The organism is Pseudomonas brassicacearum (assembly GCF_000585995.1).
Classification (GTDB): Bacteria; Pseudomonadota; Gammaproteobacteria; order Pseudomonadales; family Pseudomonadaceae; genus Aquipseudomonas; species Aquipseudomonas brassicacearum_A.
Genome location: NZ_CP007410.1, coordinates 4,785,759 through 4,806,150, shown reverse-complemented (window position 1 = coordinate 4,806,150; position 20,392 = coordinate 4,785,759). Strand labels below are relative to the sequence as shown.

Genomic DNA, 20,392 nt, shown 5'->3' with positions numbered 1-20,392 from the left:
ACAAAAATAAAATGCCCGTGAAATCGAGTGCTGCGTCATGACCAACCTCCTGCTCTATCAACGTATTGCGCAACAACTGGCTGAAGACATCCGCCGTGGTGTGTATCAGCCCGGAGAACGCGTGCCTTCGGTGCGCAAGATGAGTTCGCAGCTCAACGTCAGCCACGCGACGGTGCTGCAGGCCTACGCCAACCTTGAAGACCAGGGGCTGATCCGTGCGCGGCCGCAATCGGGTTACTACGTGCACCAGACCCCAGCCTTGACGGCGCCGACGCCGGACATCGCCCGGGTCGAGCGTCCGGGGCTGGTGACGCGCAGCAGCATCATCCAGCAGGTATTGGTCGAGTCGCGCCGTGAAGGGGTGTTTCCCCTGGGGGCGGCAGTGCCGAGCGTTGATTACTTACCCGTGCGGGCGCTGCATCAGCAATTGGCCAAGGTCACGCGGTTCCACAGCCCGCGGGCGTTCAGCTACATGTTCAGCCCGGGCTTCGAACCATTGCGACGTCAGGTGGCAATTCGCATGCGCGATGCCGGTGTGGTGGTGGATCCCTCCGAAGTGGTGATCACCCACGGCTGTGTCGATGCGCTGCAGATGTCGTTGCGCGTGTTGACCCGGCCAGGGGATCTGATCGCTGCCGAATCACCCACCTACTACGGCTTGCTGCAACTGGCGGATCTGTTGGGGCTCAAGGTCATCGAGATCCCCAGTGATCCGGTCACAGGCATGAGCCTTGAGGCCCTGCAACTGGCGGCCAACCAATGGTCGATCAAGGCGCTGGTGCTGACCACGCGCTTGAGCAACCCCCTGGGTGGCACGATGCCGGAGGAGCGGCAAAAGCAACTGTTGCGCCTGGCGTCGGATTTCGACATCCAGATCGTCGAGGACGATATCTATGGTGAGCTGATGTTCGAGCAAGGTCGCACCAAGGCGCTAAAAGCCTATGACCGGTTGGATCGGGTCATCTACTGTTCGAGTTTTTCCAAGACGTTGTCGCCGGGCGTGCGTATTGGCTGGATGATCGCCGGCAAATTCCAGCAGGAAATCCAGCGGCTCCAGACCTTCAGTACCCACTCGGCGTGCAGCGTCACGCAGATGGGCATTGCGGCGTACCTGGAAAATGGTGGCTATGACCGACACCTGCGCTATATCCGCCAGGAGTACCGCAAAAATCTCAGCGCCTTTCAGCTGGCGGTGCAGCAGTACTTCCCCGAAGGCACGCAAATGAGTCGGCCCACCGGAGGCTTCATCCTGTGGGTCAGCCTGCCGGGGCGGGTCAACACCCAGGAGTTGCATGTGCGGGCATTGCAGCAAGGCATCAGTATCGCCCCCGGGCTGATTTTCAGTAACACCGAGCAGTTCAATCACTGTATCCGACTGAACTGTGGTACGCCCTGGAACCGCGAGGCAGAGCGGGCCTTGATGACGCTGGGGCTGTTGGCCACTCAATTGTGCCAAGAGACTGCCAGCGGATTTTTATAGGAATCAGCGGCTTAGCCTGATGTGCTTGTCAGCGTCTCATTATCAGGCGAGCATGGGGTTCTCTGCCGTAAGTGCCGTTGTATTTATGAAAGCCATTGTTCCTGTCGCGTGGGTTTTGATCGGACTGTTGACTGCCTTCCATACCGGAGGCGTCGTGGCGGCTTCGGCGCAGGATAAACCTGCCGTCAGCGCCACGCAAAATGCGCCGAAAAAGCCGACAGTGGTCAAAAAGGCGTCCGTGAAAAAAGCAGCTCCCGCGAAGAAAAAACGCGCTCCCATCGCTTCCAAGAGCAAATCTGCCCACGAGATCGCCAAAAAACCATTACCACCGGCCAAGCTGGATTTGAGCCTGCCCCATGACATGGTCGAGGAACTGCAGCCACCGGGTAAGGTGTTGTCACCCAAACATGAGCCACTACTGCCCTCATTTTTTGGAGAGAAACCCGGACCGTTCCAGCTCAATGGCCGTTTGCTGAGCAATGAAATGCAACTGCCGCTGCGGAGTCAGGAGCGTCATGAAGTGGAAGGGGCGGCGCTGGATTTCGAGTTCAAGCAGTAGACCTTGGCCATGCTCGCAGTCGTTGCTGACTGTCCAGTCATCTTGTTGCGGCGAAAAAACACGCAAGCAGTAATTTAAAACGAGTGTTTTAGCGGCTACTCTGTGCCCTGTTACCAATCATTACCTGTCGTGAGGATGTTGTCGTCATGAAGTGCCGTGAAGGCTGTGGCGCTTGCTGCATCGCCCCTTCTATAAGCTCGCCGATCCCAGGCATGCCCCAAGGCAAGCCCGCGGGAGAACGCTGCGTGCAATTGTCGGTCGATAACCTGTGCCGGATCTTCGGCGAGCCAGAGCGTCCGGCGGTGTGTTCGGCGTTCGAAGCTGACATCGAAGTCTGCGGCAACAGCAGCGAAGACGCTATCCGGCTGATCGGTTGGTGGGAGCAAGTCACCGCAGCGTAATGGGTTAATGATCGGAACTGAAATGAACGAACTTGGACAATAAGGAAAAAATTATGGGTTCGCTGCATCGGATGGCTGTGATGTGTGGTTTGACCGTGCTGTTGGCAACGGCAACCGCCCAGGCAGAAGACTGGCAAGTGGTCAAGGAGCAGGACGGTATCAAGGTTTCGCTCAGTGAAGTGGCCGGCTCCAAATACAAGGCCTACCAAGGTGTGACGGTCATGAAAACCACCATGGCCAAGCTGCGTGCCCTGCAGGAAGACGTTCCGGGTGCCTGTGCCTGGATTCACGAGTGCAAGAGCCAGAAACTGGTCAAGCACGAGGGCGACAAGAGCTGGACCTACACCCAGTTCAATACGCCGTGGCCGGTCACGGCCCGGGATTCGGTGTTGGAAGTGACCACCGTCGAAGGCGCCGATGGCAGCCTGACCCGCAACCTCAAGGGCGTGCCGAAGTACCTGCCCGAAGAGCAGGATTATGTGCGGGTGAGCCAGGTCGAGGGCTTTTGGAAGTTCGTACCCAAGGGCGCGGGTCAGGTCGAAGTGACCTATCAGGTCCACACCGATCCGGGTGGCAGCGTACCGTCCTGGCTGGCCAACAAGTTTGTGGTGGACGCGCCGTTCAACACTTTGAAAGCCCTGAAGGAACGTGCCGAGAAATAATCGGCCATGCGACACGCCAAAAGACCGCCTTCGAGGCGGTCTTTTCGTACGTGCCGTCCAACAACCCGGCGGAACGATTGCTCAGTGCTCAATGTCGAGATGAAGGTAAGCCAGGCCCTGAATTGATCAAGGAGAAACCGATGCAAAAGTGGGAGATCACTTTCGTTGATGACCACGGCGAAGCCATCGCCGAGCAGTTCGACTATGACCAGGAGCCCACCATGGAGCAGGCTGCGCAATTGATCCGTGAGAAGTTGCTACCCGTGCCCGCCAAGCTTGATCTCAATGACCTGGAAGGTCGCACCGAAGACCCAACGGTCAAAAACCTCAAATCCCAGCACAGCATCGAAATCATCAGCATTAAACCGATTTCATGAAAATCAGTGTCTGGCCCCGCTTGGCAGTGACTACGACTTGCGGCTACTCTGCAATTGAGATCAGCGAAAGGATCGCGAAGGTCCGGTCTTGTCAGCTACATGCTTGTGTCCCGACGGTCAGTTGATGCCGTACCGCGTGCCACCCCTGGATTGCACGCACGGGAAGACGGAAAGTCTATCCATCGGTTTGAGGAGGACGTTTCATGAGCACAGCCTATCAAGAAGACATCAGCACCAGCGTGCTTCGCCGCATGAAAGAAGGCGGTTTCGATTTCTCACAATTCCATCCCATCGAGTTCTACGCCATTTTCCCGGATGAGGAGCGGGCGCGCAGGGCAGCAGGTCAATTTCGGGGTGAGTCATTGAACGCGCAGATCAGCGCCCGGGACGACGGGGCCTGGTCATTGGAACTGAGCCGGGTAATGTACGCCACCTACGACGACATTGGAGACTTCGAGCAAGACTTCGAGGCCGTGGTTGAACCCTTGGGCGGCATCATCGAGGGTTGGGGCGTCAAGCAGGAGATTCGGCGCCTGCAGGCCTGATACTTCACTTGCTGCAAACCTAGCAACGGCTGACCTTTGTGTCGGCCGTTTTCACGTCTGCCCGCCAGCCGCCAACTGACCCCCGCCATCATTCCCCAGGTTTTGTAGCTAACTGTATCCGCAGCAGGCTACGTCCTTTTTCCGTGTCTATGCTCAGGGTAGCCAAGTCCCATGCGTCGCTATGAGGCGGGGTAGGGGCATGGGCTGCACTACAAGGGTGCGCAACCTCCCGAGGGATAATCCAACCCGTTGATCATGAAGCGTTTATGCCGATGGCACGGGCCTTGCGAAGCCGGATGTCAGGGTGACAAGGAGTACGGCATGATCCGCACCGGTTTTGATGAAATGTACGACGCCGACGGCCAGGTCCGCCCGCATTATCGGGCGTTTGCCCGATGGCTGGCCGAAACGCCTGACGAGCTTCTGGCACAACGGCGGCGCGAAGCCGACCTGTTGTTTCACCGCGCCGGAATTACATTCACGCTCTACGGTGACGAGCAGGGGACAGAGCGCCTGATCCCTTTCGACACCATCCCGCGCAGCATCCCCGCCAGTGAATGGCGGGTCGTCGAGCGTGGCTGCATCCAGCGAGTCAAGGCGCTGAACATGTTCCTGGCCGACCTCTACCACGAACAACGCATCATCCGGGCCGGCATCATTCCGGCCGAACAGGTGCTGGCCAACGAGCAATATCAACTGGCGATGCAGGGGCTGGATCTGCACCGCGACATCTATGCCCACATTTGCGGGGTCGACCTGGTACGCGACGGTGACGGCACGTACTACGTGCTCGAAGACAATCTTCGTACGCCCAGCGGCGTCAGCTACATGCTCGAAGATCGCAAGATGATGATGCGCCTGTTTCCCGAACTGTTCGCCGTCCAACGCATCGCGCCGATTGATCATTATCCCAATCTGCTGCTCGACACCCTGAAAAGCGCCAGTCCGTTGGATGACCCCAGTGTCGTGGTCCTCACCCCGGGACGTTTCAACAGTGCTTTCTTCGAACACGCGTTCCTGGCCCGGGAGATGGGTGTGGAGCTGGTGGAAGGTGCAGACCTGTTCGTACGCGACGACAAGGTATTCATGCGCACCACTGATGGGCCGAAAACCGTCGATGTGATCTACCGTCGCCTCGACGATGCGTTCCTCGATCCCCTGGCCTTCAACCCGGAATCGATGCTCGGTGTACCGGGGCTGTTGTCGTCCTACCGTTCGGGCAACGTGGTGCTGGCCAATGCCATCGGTACGGGCGTGGCGGACGATAAGTCGGTGTACCCGTTCGTGACTGACATGATCCGTTTTTACTTGGACGAAGAGCCGATCCTGAAGAACGTTCCGACCTGGCAGTGTCGTAATCCTGCCGAGCTTTCCCACGTGCTGGCGAACCTTCCGGACCTGGTGGTCAAGGAAACCCAGGGCTCCGGCGGTTACGGAATGCTGGTGGGGCCGGCGGCGACGACGGCGCAGATCGATGCCTTCCGCGAGCGGATCAAGGCCAAGCCCCACGCCTACATCGCCCAGCCGACGCTGTCGCTTTCGACGTGCCCGACCTTTGTCGAAAAGGGCATCGCCCCACGGCACATCGACTTGCGACCGTTTGTGCTGTCCGGCCGGGAAACCCGTGTGGTGCCTGGCGGCCTGACCCGTGTGGCGCTGCGCGAAGGGTCGCTGGTGGTGAACTCATCCCAGGGCGGTGGCACGAAGGACACCTGGGTGGTCGAGGATTGAAGGAGCTGCCATGTTAAGTAGAACCGCCTCGGACCTGTATTGGATGTCGCGTTACCTGGAGCGTGCGGAAAACCTCGCGCGGATGCTCGACGTCAGCTACTCGCTGTCCTTGATGCCCCAGGACGGGCGCGGTGACGGCCTGCACGAGTTGGCTATGCCGTTGCTGATCACCGGGACGCTGGACGATTACCGGGAACGCCACGGCGATTTGCATGCCGAGCGATTGCTGCACTTCTTTGCCCTGGACGCCGCCAACCCGGCCAGCATCTACAGCTGCCTCGGCTCTGCGCGGGCCAGTGCCCATGCGGTACGTGGGCGAATCACCGCCGACATGTGGGAAAACATCAACGCCACCTGGCTGGAAATTCGCGATATTGCCGAGCAAGGCTTGAGTCGCTACGGCATGAGCCGTTTCTGCGAGTGGGTCAAGGAGCGGTCCCACCTGTTTCGAGGCGCAACCTACGGCACCATCATGCGTAACGACGCCTTCAGGTTCATTCGCCTGGGGACCTTTATCGAAAGGGCCGACAACACCCTGCGCCTGCTCGACGCCCGCTACGAAATGGCCGGCGATCAGGCCGACACGGTCAGCGACGGCACGGCCCACGCGTATTACCAGTGGAGCGCCTGTTGCGGGCCTTGTCTTCCTTCGAGGCCTACACCGAGATCTACCGCGATGCCCCGGGTGCCCGCCATGTGGCTGAACTGTTGCTGTTACGCGCCGACGTGCCGCGCTCACTGCGCGCTTGCACCGAAGAAATCGAGCAGATTCTCGCGAGCCTGCCGGGCTCCAATGGCCGGCAGGCACAACGCCTGGGGGCGGAAATGGACGCGCGCCTGCGCTACACCGGTATCAACGAAATCCTCGACGGGGGCCTGCATGCCTGGCTCACCGAGTTCATCCCACTGGTCCGCGAACTGGGCAATGCCATCCACAGTTCCTACCTGGAGGTCATATGAGACTCTCAATCAGCCACGAAACGGCCTACCACTATGAAGATCAGGTTCGCGCCAGTATCCAGTACCTGCGCCTGACACCCCACGACAGCGAACGCCAGCATGTGCTGAGCTGGCAGCTCGATCTGCCTCGGCCGGTGCGGGCGCAGCTGGATCCGTTCGGCAACATCCTTCATGTACTCACGCTGGACGAGCCCCACGAAAAGATCATCATCGGTGCTCGCGGGCAGGTGGACATCGATCCGTTGCACGAGGCTGAGCATGAGAGCCAATCGGCGCTGCCGTTCCTGCGGTTCACGCGGTTGACTGAAGCGGACGAGGCTCTTCGTGCCTTTGCCCTGCAGCTATGCAAGCAGCGTCGCGATCGCACGGCCTTGATCGATTTGATGCATGGGCTGAACCAACATATGAGCTACGCGCCGGGCTCCACTGAAATCGAGACCAGCGCGGCCCAGGCTTTTGCCGGTCGTAGCGGGGTGTGCCAGGATCACACCCATGCATTCCTCGCCTGCGTCCGCAGCCTGGGCGTACCGGCACGCTACGTATCGGGCTATCTGTTCAGCGACAACAGCGAACACTTGGCCAGCCACGCCTGGGCCGAGGCCTGGCTCGATGACGCCTGGTACAGCTTCGATGTGACCAACCAACTGAGCCGCCCGGAGCGACACCTGAAACTGGCCGTGGGCCTGGATTACCTGGACGCCTGCCCGGTGCGCGGCATGCGCCGTGGCGGCGGTTGTGAGCAGATGCATGCCAAGGTGGTCGTGACACCGGCGCCGCTGATCACCGTGCAGCGGCAGTAACTTGCGACTCATTCACTGTGGCGAGGGGATTTATCCCCGCTGGGCCGCGAAGCGGCCCCCCAGACAATCAACTCAATTTGTCTGGTACACCTAGGTGTCAGGGTCAGGGCCGCTTCGCGGCCCAGCGGGGATAAATCCCCTCGCCACAGAGGTCATGTCAGCCGCATACGTGGGCTTATTGGCCCAGAGCTGTTTTGCGCCCCGCCATATGCTTCAGATACCCCACCAACAAATCCAGCTCCGAGTCCGGCAGCACCGCCTCCGAAAAACCCGGCATCTTGCCCTGGGGCCAGCGGCGCAGGCCCTGCGGGTCGCGGATATAGCGCTTGAGGAAGTCCCCCGAGAAGTACTCGGTAGGATTGAAGGGGATGTTCAGGTCCGGGCCGAACTGCGCATCACCTGCGCCATTGAGGCGATGGCATGCCAGGCAGTTCTTCTGGAACAGCTCGAAGCCTTTATTGATCGGATCGTCCTTGGCCAGCGTGGGCGACGGCAGCAGGGCCGGGAAGCGTTCGGCCACTGCTGACAGGCGCTTGATGCTCGCCACCGCGTACGGCCATTGTTCAGGGCTGATATGGCCCGCCTGAGGGTCCGTCCAAACCAGGTAGAAAGGCCCGGCGCTGTGTTTGCCTTCGCCCAGTGACGGCCAGGGTTTGGCAGGGTCTTCAATCGCCAGCCAGGCACGGGCGCCGCTTTTGTTGAGCAATGGCGCCGCGGGCATTTCGGCGGCGAAACCGTCCAGCGCCACGGCTTGCAAGTGGTCGTCCGGCTGGATGCCGGTCAACAACGCTGTCAACGGCACGGCGCGATAACTCATCGCTTTTTTGTAGGAAACATCGTCAGCGATCTGGACCGTTCGAACTTCAGGATGCTTGAGCAGTTCTTCGGTTTGCCAGGTGCGAGTACCCGCGCCCAACTCCAACACCAGTTGCGCGGCATACAGGGGCGTGCTGAACAGCAACGCCCCGAACACAATGAGAGTTTTCAAATGGATCGCCTTCCATGTCGAGGGGGATGCCATAAAGGTTGGCACAGCCACCACCGCCGGAACAACGAACCCGTCACATTTTTTGGCGATACAACGTGCTGATGATTCAGGTACCCGCGCGCAGGATTCAGCCGATCACCTTGGTGATATTCGGTAAAATCAACAGCAGCGTCGTGGCGAAGAGAATGAGTCCGGCTTGACGAACTTTCGAATGTTTGAACATGGCTGACCCGCCTTTTTTGTTATTTCCTGAGGCCAGCCTGCATATCCATGGCGACTGGCGGTGTACTTCCTGTGTGACAAGTGCCTCGGCAAAACCCGACGACTTTCTTGTACAAGGATTACATTAGGGGCCACAGCGCCGTTGTCTTAGATCCAATTCGTATCAGGTTCCTACTATTTGCTATTAAAACGGCATGAGGCCTATTGCCAGCTTCTTGCCGGCCCTTTTGCTAGACAGCTTGCTTACCTGAATCGGTTAACCCGATAGCAGGCTACCGTTCGTCTGAGCGCCGTCGTCAACGGGGTTGAGCACTGCGGTCATTGAATCCCGCGCCGCTGGGCTTATGGTTGTAGGCATCGCATTACCCCCGTGGTTTCGAGGATGTCATGACCCAAGCTTTGATTTTCGACGCACTGCGCACGCCTCGCGGCAAAGGCAAGGCCGATGGCGCTTTGCACAGCGTCAAGCCGGTGAACCTGATGGCTGGCCTGCTCGTCGCTTTGCAACAGCGCATGAGCCTGGACACCAGCCAGGTCGACGATATCGTGCTGGGTTGCGTAACGCCGGTGGGGGAGCAGGGCGCCGACATCGCCAAGACCGCCTCGCTGATGGCCGATTGGGATGTCAGTGTGGCGGGCGTGCAACTCAATCGGTTTTGCGCCTCGGGCCTGGAAGCGGTGAACCTGGCGGCCATGAAAGTGCGATCCGGCTTCGAGGAACTGGTGGTGGCTGGCGGCGTTGAATCCATGTCCCGGGTGCCCATGGGCAGTGATGGCGGCGCCTGGGCGCTCGACCCGCAATCCAACATGCACGGGCACTTCACTCCCCAGGGCATCGGCGCCGATCTGATCGCCACCCTGGAGGGCTTCAGCCGCACGGATGTCGATGCCTATGCGCTGCACTCCCAGCAAAAAGCCGCGCGGGCCCGGGCTGACGGTTCGTTCGCCAAGTCCCTGGTGGCGGTGCGGGACCAGAATGGCATCGTCCTGCTGGACCATGACGAATTCATTCGCGCCGACTCCACGCTCGAGGGCCTGGGCAAGCTCAAGCCGAGTTTCGAAGCCATGGGCCAGACGGGTTTTGACGGCACGGCGCTGCGGGTCTACAGCCATGTCGAACGAATCAACCATGTGCACACGCCGGGCAACAGTTCCGGCATCGTCGATGGTGCTGCGCTGATGTTGATCGGTTCCGAGGCCAAGGGGCGTGAGATGGGCCTGCAACCCCGGGCACGGATCGTCGCCACGGCCGTCACCAGCACCGACCCGACCATCATGCTCACCGGCCCGGCGCCGGCCACCCGCAAGGCCTTGGCCAAGGCAGGCCTGCGAGTGGAGGACATTGACCTGTTCGAAGTCAACGAAGCCTTCGCCTCGGTGGTGCTCAAGTTCATCAAGGACATGGCCATCGACCCCGCCAGGGTCAACGTCAACGGCGGCTCCATCGCCATGGGCCATCCCTTGGGCGCTACCGGGTGCGCAATCCTCGGCACCCTGCTCGATGAGTTGGAGGTGCGGCGCCTGCGCTATGGCCTGGCGACCCTGTGTGTCGGCGGCGGCATGGGCATTGCCACCGTTATCGAACGCCTCTGAGCCACGACTTCAAGGAACTCTGCTGATGACCGATGCCATCCGTTATGAAACCGGCCAGGACCGGATCGTCGTCCTGACCCTGGACATGCCGGGCCAGAGCGCCAATACCATGAATGCCGCTTATCGCGAGGCCATGGCCGCCTGCGTCGCCCGTTTGAGCGCCGAAAAGGACACGATTGCCGGGGTGATCATCACTTCGGCCAAGAAAACCTTCTTCGCCGGCGGTGACCTCAACGAACTGATCAAGGTCGGCAAGCCCGAGGCCAAGGCTTTCTACGAAAGGGTCCTGGGGCTCAAGGCGCAACTGCGTGCTCTGGAAACGTTGGGCAAACCGGTAGTGGCGGCCATCAACGGCGCGGCCCTCGGCGGCGGCTGGGAGATCTGCCTGGCCTGCCATCATCGCGTGGCCCTGGATCACCCATCGGTGCAGATCGGCCTGCCGGAAGTCACCCTTGGCCTGTTGCCGGGCGGCGGCGGGGTGGTGCGGATGGTGCGCCTGCTCGGTTTGGAGAAGGCCTTGCCGTATCTGCTGGAGGGGAAAAAGGTTCGCCCACAGCAAGCGCTGCAGGCGGGGCTGATCGATGAATTGGCAGCCGACCATGACGAACTGCTGGCCAAATCCCGGGCCTGGATTCTCGCCAACCCAAGTGTGGTCCAGCCATGGGACATGAAGGGTTATCAGATTCCAGGTGGTACGCCGTCGGACCCGAAAGTCGCGCAAATGCTGGCGATTGCCCCCTCTATCCTGCGTAACAAGACCCAAGGTTGCCTGCCTGCACCGGAGAAGATCCTCTGTGCTGCGGTGGAAGGCGCCCTGGTAGATTTTGACACGGCCCACCTGATCGAAACCCGCTACTTCACTGAGTTGACCACCGGCCAGGTGGCGAAGAATCTGATCGGCACCTTCTGGTTCCAGCTCAATGAGATCAAGGCCGGCGGCTCTCGCCCACGGGGTTTTGCGCCTTATCTGACGAAAAAAGTCGGCGTGCTCGGTGCCGGCATGATGGGCGCCGGTATTGCCTACGTCAGCGCCGTGGCCGGCGTCGAGGTGGTGCTCAAGGATGTCGACCTGGCTGCCGCCGAAAAGGGTAAAGCCCGTTCGGCGGTGCTGCTGGAGAAGAAAGTCGCCCGCGGTCAACTTACCGCCGAGCAAAGCGAAGCCACGCTGGCGCGGATCCATACGACCGACAGCGACGCGGACCTGGCCGGTTGCGATTTGATCATCGAAGCGGTGTTTGAAGACCGTGCCCTGAAAGCCAAGGTGTCGGCCGCTGCCCAGGCGGTGGTGGGGCAGGACGCGCTGATTGCTTCCAATACCTCGACTTTACCCATCAGCGGTTTGGCCACGGCAGTACCGGACCCGACGAAGTTCATCGGCCTGCACTTTTTCAGTCCGGTGGAAAAAATGGCCCTGGTGGAAATCATCAAGGGCGCCCGCACCAGCGACGGGACCTTGGCACGAGGCTTCGATTTTGTCCTGCAAATCAACAAGACGCCGATTGTGGTCAATGACAGTCGCGGCTTCTTTACCTCTCGCGTGTTCGGCACCTTTACCCAGGAGGGTATCGCCATGCTCGGCGAGGGCGTGAGTGCGCCGATGATCGAGACCGAAGCGCGCAAGGCCGGGATGCCGGTTGGGCCGCTGGCGATCTCTGATGAAATTTCCCTCAGCCTGATGAGCCATATCCGCGCGCAAACCGCCAAGGACCTGCAAGCAGAAGGGAAAACGCCGATTGAGCACCCGGCGTTCGCCGTGATTGACTTGTTGCTCAACGAATACAAGCGGCCGGGCAAGGCCGCCGGGGCGGGTTTCTATGAATATCCGGCCGATGGGCAAAAGCACCTGTGGCCGGAACTCAAAAGCCGTTTCGAGAAAGTCGATGGGCAGATTTCGCCGCAGGATGTCCGTGATCGGCTGCTGTTCATCCAGGCCCTGGAAACCGTGCGTTGCGTGGAGGAGGGCGTGCTCACCTCGACAGCAGACGCCAACGTTGGCTCGATCCTGGGCATCGGCTTTGCGGCCTGGACCGGCGGTGCATTGCAGTTCATCAACCAATACGGCCTACAGGACTTTGTCGGCCGGGCCCAGTATCTGGCCGAACAATACGGCGAGCGTTTTTCACCGCCGGCTTTGCTGTTGGAGAAAGCCGCCAGGCACGAACTGTTCTGACAGACCCTGGGAGGGGCTTGCCTTGGGACCGTGTTTCAGGGCAGGCTCTGGGGTGTGCAATATTCCCATCATCGTGTCAGGTATTTTTTATGTCGTTACGCATCTGCATTCTGGAAACCGATATCCTGCGTCCGGAACTGGTCGACCAATATCAGGGTTACGGGCAGATGTTCCAGCGCCTGTTTTCACAACAGCCCGTGGCGGCCGAGTTCACGGTGTACAACGTAATGCAGGGGCACTACCCCAGCGATGACGAGCAGTTCGACGCTTATCTTGTGACCGGCAGCAAGGCTGACTCCTTCGGCAGCGACCCCTGGATTCAAACCCTCAAGACCTACCTGCTCGACCGTTATCAGCGTGGCGACAAGCTGCTGGGCGTGTGCTTCGGCCATCAACTGTTGGCGCTGTTGCTGGGCGGCAAGACTGAACGCGCCACCCAGGGCTGGGGCGTCGGCACCCATCGCTACACACTCGCGGCCAAGGCGCCGTGGATGAGCCCGGTGATGGAAGAACTGACCTTGCTGATCAGCCATCAGGACCAGGTGACCCAATTGCCCGAAAATGCCACGGTCATTGCCTCCAGCGATTTCTGCCCGTTCGCTGCTTATCACATCAACGATCAGGTGCTGTGCTTCCAGGGCCATCCGGAATTCATCCACGATTACTCCCGGGCCTTGCTGGAGATTCGCCAGCAACACCTCGGCGAGCAGATCTACAACCAGGGTGTGGCGAGCCTGGCCCATGAGCACCATGGCACTACGGTGGCGGAGTGGATGATGCGGTTTGTGGCTCATAAACCGCAGGTCGAAACGGCCCAAGGCTAACCATCATGCGCTGCCCCCACATTTGATTTCCGGTGCACAGAAGATCAAATGTGGGAGCGAGCCTGCTCGCGATGGATGCCGCGCAGATCCCCAAGGGACTTGCCTATAACCATCCCGATCGCTTGAAGCTCACCCACAACGAGGTGCAGCCGACGGTAATAAACCCAAGCACCGCAAAATACCCGTAGTGCCAGTTCAACTCCGGCATGTCTCGGAAGTTCATCCCATAGATCCCCGCCACTGCTGTCGGAAACGCCAGGATTGCCGCCCAAGCCGCGAACTTGCGTTGCACAACGCTCTGGCGCGACGCTTCGAGCAGTACGCCAACCTCGATGGTCTGGCTGGCGATGTCGGCCAGGGTCGCCAGGTCTTCCATTTGCCGCGTGACGTGAATCTGCACGTCGCGGAAATACGGACTCATGTTTTTGTCGATGAAGGGAAAGTCCAGCCTCTGCAGTTCTTCGCTGATTTCCACCATCGGTGCTGCATAGCGACGCAGGCGCAACACGTCGCGGCGCAGGCTATGCAGGTTCTGGATGTCTCGCTCGTTGAGGGCGCTGCACAACACATTACGTTCCAGCTCATCGATCTCGGCGTGAATGGCCTCACCCATGGGCTGGTAGTTTTCAATCACGAAATCAAGGATGGCGTAGAGGACGAAATCTTCCCCGTGTTTCAGCAAAAGAGGACGCGCCTCACAGCGTTGCCGGACATGGGCGTAGGACGCTGAGTGACCGTTACGGGCGGTGATGATGTAGCCCTTGCCGGCGAAGATATGGGTTTCGATGAACTGCAGCTTGCCGTCCTTGCGTATCGGCGAATACGTGACGATAAACAGCGCATCGCCAAAGGTCTCAAGCTTAGGGCGGCTGTGCTTCTCCATGGCGTCTTCGATCGCCAGTTCATGCAGATTGAATTGACGCTGCAGGTTGGTCAGTTCCAGGGCGCTGGGCTCTTCCAGGCCGATCCACACAAAGTGACCTGGTTTGGCAGCCCAGGCGCTGCCTTCGTCGAGGGTGATGTTGGTGACTTTTTTTCCGGCGCTGTAAACCGCAGCAGCAACGACTCTACCCATAATGGTTGTTCACTTCTTATTGGAAAATGGCAGTAGCAAGGCACTGTCCAGCTTAACGTGCCCTACTGGTTGAGAGTCAGCAAAATCTGCCAAGTTCGTAGGCAAAAGAAAACCCGCTGCAAGAGCGGGTTTCTTTCAGGTCCGTTGCAACTGCCGGTCCATGGTCTCAATGCATTCGCGCATTTGCTCACGGCACCGGGCGATAAGCTGGGGCATGTCATCCATGCTCAGCCCTGCTGTAGGAATTGCCGGCAATGAGCGTATGAGGACTTCACCGCTGTGCCAACGATTCAGGCGCATGTGCTTGATGTAGTTACTGACGCAGACCGGGACAATGGGCACGCCGGCGTCTATGGCCATCTGGAATGCGCCCCTCTTGAAGGGCAGCAGGTCTTCGCCAAAATTTCGCGTCCCTTCCGGGAACACCCAGATCGACGTGTCCTCGTGCTGCAAGGTATGCGTGGTGGTCAATATTGACTGGCGCGCCTTGATCGCATTGCCGCGGTCGATCAGCACATTGCCCGCTAGCCAGAACAGTTGCCCGAACAGTGGTACCCACTTCAAGCTCTTCTTGCCAATGCACACAGTACGGCGCGGCACTACATTGCCAAACACGAACAGGTCATAGTTGGACTGGTGGTTGGCGATGATCACGCAGCTCTGGGGTTTATCCGCTAGCGCGCCAACGTCAGCCCTGATCCGCAGGCCCAAGATGTACATGGCGGGCAGGGCATACAGCCTGGCGCATAAACGACTGTTGTCCGGGTTGAACGGGCGGCATATCCCCAGGATTACGCCAAGCACACCCGCCAAGACAAAGTGCAGCCCCATCAACAACATACGCAGTACAAACAGCATCTACAGGCCCTATCGGGACAAAAGGTGGCGCAGTGTACGGATGTGCACTGATTTCGGCAATTGCCGCTATAGAGGTAGGAGATGGACGATATTTAAGCGTATGTTTCTGAGTAACGTGACAGAAGCGGGCTAGAGCGGTTGCTGATTTTTAAACAATGCATGTAGGAGAAAGCCCGACACGGGGTCGGGCTTTTAGTTTGGCGGAGGAAGGCTCGTTAGCCCATGTGCTCCTGATCCAGCAGAATCGCACTGTCCAAGGTTTCCAGCAGCGCCTTGCGGACTTTCAGCTTGGTGTTCTTGTGGGCCGTCATGTTGATTTTCTTCAATTGACGCGCCGCCTCCAAGGCCGCGCCCTGCAGTTCTTCTGCCGACACCACTTTGTCGAGGAACCCCGCGTCCACCGCGCTTTGCGGGTTGAACATCTCGGCATTGATCACCGAGCGGTGAAACGCTGACTTGCGCAAGCGATCACGGGCCAACTCGATACCCGCGTGGTGCATGGTCATGCCGATCTGCACCTCATTCAGACCGATGCTGAACGGCCCGTCCACGCCAATGCGGTAGTCCGCCGACAGCAGCAGGAACGCACCCTTGGCCACCGCATGTCCCGGACAGGCGACAACGACGGGGAAGGGGTGCGACAACAGGCGGCGGGCCAGCGTCGAGCCGGCCGTGACCAGGTTTACTGCTTCCTTGGGGCCGGCGGTCATTACTTTCAGGTCGTAACCGCCCGACAAAATCCCCGGTTGCCCGGTAATGATCACCACCGCCCGATCCGCTGTCGCCTGATCCAGCGCAGCGTTGAACGCGGCAATCACATCCGGCGAGATGGCATTCACCTTGCCATTGTTCAAGGTCAGGGTCGCGATACCGTCTTCGAGATGGTAGGCAATCAGATCGCTCATGACGCAATTCCTTGTAAGAGAAGTGACGCAGACGTTACCCACCGACGCAGGCCAGGTAAAGCGCCGTGACTGACTCACCGGTCAGCGTCGCACCGCGTAAACAGCCTGGCCCGCCCAATCCAGCCGCGCCTCCATCTAAAGGGCCGCGCATACGCAAACCCGAAGATTGGCCGGTTTGCCATGCCTCGGCTCGTTTGAAATGCCCGACCACCTTAACCGCATGAAAATTCTGAAAAAAACCTTTGCCATCGGAAAAGCTTTCGACTACATTAGCGCGCCTCGACAGACTGAACAGTTTGCCGAGATACGGTGAAGTGTCCGAGTGGCTTAAGGAGCACGCCTGGAAAGTGTGTATACAGGAAACTGTATCGAGAGTTCGAATCTCTCCTTCACCGCCACATTCTGCAAACACAAACCCCCGGTTTTCCTAGAGAAAGTCGGGGGTTTGTGGTTTTTGGCGTCTGGAAAATGTCCATGTTGGGACTGATATGGCGCTGGAGTGTCTTTTTTCTGATTTGAATCCATCAACTGCTACCGAAGCGGCAACATCAGCGTAATGGGCGAAAGCCCTGGACACGGTATAAACCCGGCGTATTTGATGTAAAAGCTCGACAGACGTTCAGTAAGCGGGTGAACAATCATTGCGGTAGAGCCGATGGTGCTTGACGCAGTAATCGCTCGTTCAATCGCATCTTGCAGCAAGTCAATTGCAAAGCCTTGGCCTTGCGCTGCGAGAGTGACCCCCATGCGCCCCAGGAGTGTCACCGGATGCACGCTTGGAGAGTTGCGTTGATGGCTTTTCGGAACGACGTTCTCGCGTGCGATCGATCCGCTCGACAGGGTGTAATAGCCCATGACGACGGGCGTATCCTTTCGACAGATCACGTATACAACGGCCTGTTTTGCCGCTTGAGCTTTGCGCGCTTGTCTTTGGAGGTAATCGTTGATCGATGCCACACCAGAATCGAATTCATCCAGGATGTGTTCATCGTTCAGCTTTTCCGGAGCCCTCAGCTCCACCGTTTGGGCCTTTCGAGAAGTTGATGCAGGCACTTGTTACCTCGAATTGGATTCGCTTCCATGGCCTGCTCAAATGCGTCAAACGCCGCGTCGTCGAGAAGGAACAGCCGTTTATTCAGAATGACTTCCTCTGCTTTCTGACAAGCAGCTTCCAAGATAAAGCTGGTTCGATCACGACCGGACATAGCAGCCGCCAGATCGATCAGGTTGCGTTTTTTTTCATCCGCTCTCATGTTGATGGGCACGGGCTTGGATTTTTCTTCAATACATACGGTCATGTTTATTCCCGCCTTGGAGATGCCTCGGTGCTTCGCTTAATGTGATCCGTCGTTGGAAAGATCTATCGATTGAGGTTTGATGCCGTTGGGTTGGCTTCGCGGTAGATACTACGTCTGTGTATAGCTAATGTCTATACGTGTGTATCGATTGAATATACGCCGGTCGCCCCCGTCAACCTCACTCAAGTCAGCAATGGTGCGGATTTCCAAACCTTGACTCCACCATCACAATGATAATCCCCGCGCGCCACACTAGCTTCGGTCATTAAAGGCTTGGTCGCCAACGAGGCGGCACGTGGATTGACCGCACAGGCACTCCTGCTTTTCAGCCTAGCGTATTCGGGTTTCCCTTTATCGCCGGCAGGCTCATCGGCAGCCTGGGCGTGGATGGGATGCTGCTGAGTGTCGGGTTGATCGCTTTCCTTGCCTGGGCCTTGAGCCTAAGTCGGCTGGCGGGGCGACTCTGGAAACGGGTATCCACCTTCTAATCGCGCCAGGACTTATCCCCGGACAGCATCAGGCAAATGCGCAACAGTATCGAGCAACAGCATCCAAACGCATGCCGTTAAGGTTCCCCTTCAAGCGCTTCCTATCAACGGCATTGTTGGGAGAACAATCATGACCACTCGGATGAGTTCGGCTTTACGCCTTTTAGCTATCGCATTGCCTCTGGCTCTTTCAGCGAGCCCAGTGTGGGCATCGGAAACCGCGACTCAAAACACCAATACAGATCGGGTGCGCCAGGCGTTCACGAACTGGCAGCAAGGCAAAGGCACGGTGTTCGATCTGTTGGCGCCCAATGCCACATGGACCGTTGCCGGATCCAGTCCCGTATCTGGGGTGTACAACAGCAAGGCCGATTTAATGGAGCAAGCCGTACGCCCCATCACTGCCCGGCTGGCGACGCCTATTTCCCCCACCGTCCAGAGCATTGTTGCCGAGGACGATGTTGTCGTCGTTCTGTGGAACGGCGAGGCAACCGCACTGGATCGCAAACCCTACAACAACACGTACCTGTGGCACATGACATTCAGGGATGGCCAGGTCACCGAGGTAAACGCCTTTCTCGACACCTATGTGCTGAACGATCTTATGCGTCGCGTAGAACCTGTGCAGAAATAAGTCAGCGCGAGGTGTCCGACATTCCAGGCACATCCATGTTGATCTTGCGCCAGGCCGCTTCGGAAAAGCTGTAGGCCGAAAAAGCGATCAAACCCAGCGCCACAACCATCAACATCGCGCCTCCAGCCGGCAGGTTTTGAAGCGCATCGAGGGCTTCTTTCATGCCGGGTGGGTCCATGGCTTTATATTTCGAACCACTGATGATCAGCAGCAGGGCGATTTCAATAAAGACGACGCCACGGGCGATAAGACCGAAGCGCGATACCGGGCGTACATAGCGCATGACGTCTTCGTCCGCTTCAAAGTACTTTTCGAATGACGCTTTCCAACCCTTGATGATGTGAGCGATACCCACCCCGAATGGCACCAGGGCGATAAGGTAGATCAACACATTCGAATGGTCCCAGGACAACAGGCGCGCCAGCAGGTCCTGGGTCTGTCCGTCGCCGGAGCCACCGGAGTTTTTCAACCCACTGACGAGCAGGCTCAACGCAAAGAACGCCAGCGCGCCGTTGATCAATCCTCCCGCCAGCAGGCCTGCGCGAATGACCAGGCCCTTGAGTTCGTTGCCGTGATGATCGACATCGCGGGTGGCCTGCAACACGCGCCATCCGGCGAAGGCGAGCAGGCCTATTACCACCAGACCGACGAGGGCGTGGCCGAATGGTTGGCTCAACAACGCTTCCAGGCTGCTGTGGCTGTCTTTCGGATTGCTTGAGTCTCGAGCCGCCAGCAAGGCGAAGATACCCATGATCAGATAAATAACGCCTCGAGCGGCATAGCCGCCTCGTGCCAGGAAAACGAGGCTTTGGTGTGGGGACATAGGAGCAGATTCCGAAGAGGTCATACAGGAGCAGACCCATGGCATTGCGAGGGGTTCGATCAGTGTTCGAGTGTCCAGGGCTATGGTTTTTTTGTGAAGTCGTTGGTTTTTTTGTACAGCGCTAATCGAAAGACTAAGCTGATCCCGAACAAAAACTGCAAATAAGCAGTCTGTTGAAGACCACAAATTCAACTCACCCTGAGGTTGCACAATGAGTCTGATCGATTGCCCAGAATGCGCTTCCCGAATTTCCGACAAGGCCTACGCCTGTCCTCATTGCGGCAATCCCTTCCGCGAACCGAGCTTCCGCCTGACCGAGAAAAACGTCGGGCAGATTGCCGGGGCTGCCGGCGTCTGGCTCACCGCGCCCTGGATCGCGCGGATGGTCTTCGGCGTGGTGGCCGTGATCGCAGTGGCGGCGGTATTGATCCTGCGCTGACAGCATCGATTGGCCAGCTAGCCAGCCGCGCAAACGTTCTGCCGAACATAATAATTGTCGAACTCACTGCTTTCGACGTATTGGAAACCGTGGCGGATGTAAAAGCGATTCGAGGCGCTTTCTTTAAGGGCGCCAACCCTTACAGGGAGCGCGGCCGCATCCGCTTCTTTGAAAATATGATTGAGAACAGCAGAGCCTATTCCTGATCCTTGTGCGCTCGGCCGCACATAAAGGTGGTCAAGCAAGAGCTCATTGTTGAAAGGCTTGACCACAACGAACCCAACCCTCTTTCCCCCCAGTTCGATGTGGCGCGTGTTGCACGGTTCGAAACCGCTGAGAAACCGCTCGCGCGCGCGCCGGGGATCAAATCGCCCTACACGCTCCAGGCTTTCGCGCATGGCCTCGATTCGAATGTCTACCAGATCGTCCGAGTCGCTTTGTTGAGCAGGGACCAAAATGATGGGCGGATTTTGATGGGGGGTGAGGGGCATTGTTCACGCTCTGGCTGTCGTCCGGGAAGCCAGTATAGATAACCTGACGATATCGGCTCCCGGCATTGA

General features: G+C 58.6%; 21 protein-coding genes, 1 tRNA gene and 1 pseudogene. 15 read left to right on the top strand and 8 right to left on the bottom strand.

The features are described from left to right. Nucleotides 1–37: 37 nt before the first annotated feature. From CD58_RS20365 to CD58_RS20325, 9 genes and pseudogenes are all read left to right on the top strand, one after another. Entirely contained in the window at nt 38–1,480 is a 1,443-nt protein-coding gene (locus CD58_RS20365; protein ID WP_025214826.1) for a PLP-dependent aminotransferase family protein, read from the top strand. Nucleotides 1,481–1,565: 85 nt separating this feature from the next. Next, nucleotides 1,566–2,039, top strand: coding sequence for a hypothetical protein (locus CD58_RS20360; RefSeq protein WP_025214825.1), 474 nt, complete (start codon nt 1,566–1,568; stop codon nt 2,037–2,039). Nucleotides 2,040–2,185: 146 nt separating this feature from the next. Continuing rightward, complete coding sequence (locus CD58_RS20355) at nt 2,186–2,440, top strand: YkgJ family cysteine cluster protein (protein ID WP_025214824.1); 255 nt, start codon at nt 2,186–2,188, stop codon at nt 2,438–2,440. Between the two features lie 53 nt (nt 2,441–2,493). Then, nucleotides 2,494–3,102 (top strand): START domain-containing protein, encoded by a 609-nt coding sequence (locus CD58_RS20350; protein WP_025214823.1) that lies wholly within the window; start codon nt 2,494–2,496, stop codon nt 3,100–3,102. 140 nt (nt 3,103–3,242) lie between these two features. Then, nucleotides 3,243–3,479 carry a hypothetical protein gene (locus tag CD58_RS20345; RefSeq protein WP_025214822.1) on the top strand — a complete coding sequence of 79 codons (237 nt, stop codon included), beginning with the start codon at nt 3,243–3,245 and terminating at the stop codon, nt 3,477–3,479. 203 nt (nt 3,480–3,682) lie between these two features. Beyond that, nucleotides 3,683–4,024, top strand: coding sequence for a ribonuclease E inhibitor RraB (locus tag CD58_RS20340; RefSeq protein ID WP_025214821.1), 342 nt, complete (start codon nt 3,683–3,685; stop codon nt 4,022–4,024). A gap of 321 nt (nt 4,025–4,345) precedes the next feature. Continuing rightward, on the top strand, nt 4,346–5,755 hold the full coding sequence (locus CD58_RS20335) for a circularly permuted type 2 ATP-grasp protein (protein ID WP_025214820.1): 1,410 nt from the start codon (nt 4,346–4,348) through the stop codon (nt 5,753–5,755). A 10-nt stretch (nt 5,756–5,765) separates the two neighbouring features. Continuing rightward, nucleotides 5,766–6,715, top strand: a pseudogene (locus CD58_RS20330) (alpha-E domain-containing protein). After that, nucleotides 6,712–7,515: a transglutaminase family protein gene (locus CD58_RS20325; RefSeq protein ID WP_025214819.1), complete on the top strand. Its 804-nt coding sequence runs from the start codon at nt 6,712–6,714 to the stop codon at nt 7,513–7,515. Before CD58_RS20330 ends, CD58_RS20325 begins: the two are co-directional and overlap by 4 nt. A 175-nt stretch (nt 7,516–7,690) precedes the next feature. Here CD58_RS20325 and CD58_RS20320 read toward each other — a convergent pair whose 3' ends face one another. Continuing rightward, nucleotides 7,691–8,503: a c-type cytochrome gene (locus CD58_RS20320; RefSeq protein WP_025214818.1), complete on the bottom strand. Its 813-nt coding sequence runs from the start codon at nt 8,501–8,503 to the stop codon at nt 7,691–7,693. Nucleotides 8,504–9,112: 609 nt separating this feature from the next. Here CD58_RS20320 and CD58_RS20315 point away from each other — a divergent pair. From CD58_RS20315 to CD58_RS20305, 3 genes are all read left to right on the top strand, one after another. Beyond that, the gene (locus CD58_RS20315; protein ID WP_025214817.1) at nt 9,113–10,318 is read left to right on the top strand and encodes an acetyl-CoA C-acetyltransferase; all 1,206 of its coding nucleotides are present in this window, start codon (nt 9,113–9,115) and stop codon (nt 10,316–10,318) included. Between the two features lie 25 nt (nt 10,319–10,343). Beyond that, entirely contained in the window at nt 10,344–12,488 is a 2,145-nt protein-coding gene (locus CD58_RS20310; protein ID WP_025214816.1) for a 3-hydroxyacyl-CoA dehydrogenase NAD-binding domain-containing protein, read from the top strand. Between the two features lie 89 nt (nt 12,489–12,577). Beyond that, nucleotides 12,578–13,312, top strand: coding sequence for an amidotransferase (locus CD58_RS20305; RefSeq protein WP_025214815.1), 735 nt, complete (start codon nt 12,578–12,580; stop codon nt 13,310–13,312). 103 nt (nt 13,313–13,415) lie between these two features. On the opposite strand, the gene CD58_RS20300 is transcribed toward CD58_RS20305, so the two are convergent. From CD58_RS20300 to CD58_RS20290, 3 genes are all read right to left on the bottom strand, one after another. After that, entirely contained in the window at nt 13,416–14,387 is a 972-nt protein-coding gene (locus CD58_RS20300; protein WP_025214814.1) for a magnesium and cobalt transport protein CorA, read from the bottom strand. Nucleotides 14,388–14,522: 135 nt separating this feature from the next. Then, nucleotides 14,523–15,245, bottom strand: coding sequence for a 1-acylglycerol-3-phosphate O-acyltransferase (locus CD58_RS20295; protein WP_025214813.1), 723 nt, complete (start codon nt 15,243–15,245; stop codon nt 14,523–14,525). A gap of 215 nt (nt 15,246–15,460) precedes the next feature. Next, nucleotides 15,461–16,150 (bottom strand): crotonase/enoyl-CoA hydratase family protein, encoded by a 690-nt coding sequence (locus tag CD58_RS20290; protein ID WP_025214812.1) that lies wholly within the window; start codon nt 16,148–16,150, stop codon nt 15,461–15,463. Between the two features lie 308 nt (nt 16,151–16,458). Here CD58_RS20290 and CD58_RS20285 point away from each other — a divergent pair. Beyond that, nucleotides 16,459–16,548 (top strand) — tRNA-Ser (locus tag CD58_RS20285). 133 nt (nt 16,549–16,681) lie between these two features. Here CD58_RS20285 and CD58_RS20280 read toward each other — a convergent pair. Together CD58_RS20280 and CD58_RS20275 are read right to left on the bottom strand one after the other, a co-directional pair. Further along, nucleotides 16,682–17,203, bottom strand: coding sequence for a hypothetical protein (locus tag CD58_RS20280; RefSeq protein ID WP_049866969.1), 522 nt, complete (start codon nt 17,201–17,203; stop codon nt 16,682–16,684). Beyond that, entirely contained in the window at nt 17,161–17,448 is a 288-nt protein-coding gene (locus CD58_RS20275; protein ID WP_038436701.1) for a DUF1778 domain-containing protein, read from the bottom strand. Before CD58_RS20275 ends, CD58_RS20280 begins: the two co-directional genes overlap by 43 nt. A 618-nt stretch (nt 17,449–18,066) precedes the next feature. Here CD58_RS20275 and CD58_RS20270 point away from each other — a divergent pair. Next, nucleotides 18,067–18,570, top strand: coding sequence for a nuclear transport factor 2 family protein (locus CD58_RS20270; protein WP_327205555.1), 504 nt, complete (start codon nt 18,067–18,069; stop codon nt 18,568–18,570). A gap of 1 nt (nt 18,571) precedes the next feature. On the opposite strand, the gene CD58_RS20265 is transcribed toward CD58_RS20270, so the two are convergent. Then, a complete protein-coding gene (locus tag CD58_RS20265; RefSeq protein WP_025214808.1) occupies nt 18,572–19,393 on the bottom strand; it encodes a DUF1206 domain-containing protein in 822 nt (273 codons plus the stop codon). A 211-nt stretch (nt 19,394–19,604) separates the two neighbouring features. Between CD58_RS20265 and CD58_RS20260 the strand changes: the two genes are divergently transcribed. Beyond that, complete coding sequence (locus CD58_RS20260; RefSeq protein ID WP_025214807.1) at nt 19,605–19,832, top strand: integrase; 228 nt, start codon at nt 19,605–19,607, stop codon at nt 19,830–19,832. A 17-nt stretch (nt 19,833–19,849) separates the two neighbouring features. Here the strand turns inward: CD58_RS20260 and CD58_RS20255 are convergent, their stop codons facing one another. After that, entirely contained in the window at nt 19,850–20,323 is a 474-nt protein-coding gene (locus CD58_RS20255; protein WP_025214806.1) for a GNAT family N-acetyltransferase, read from the bottom strand. Nucleotides 20,324–20,392 lie beyond the last annotated feature (69 nt).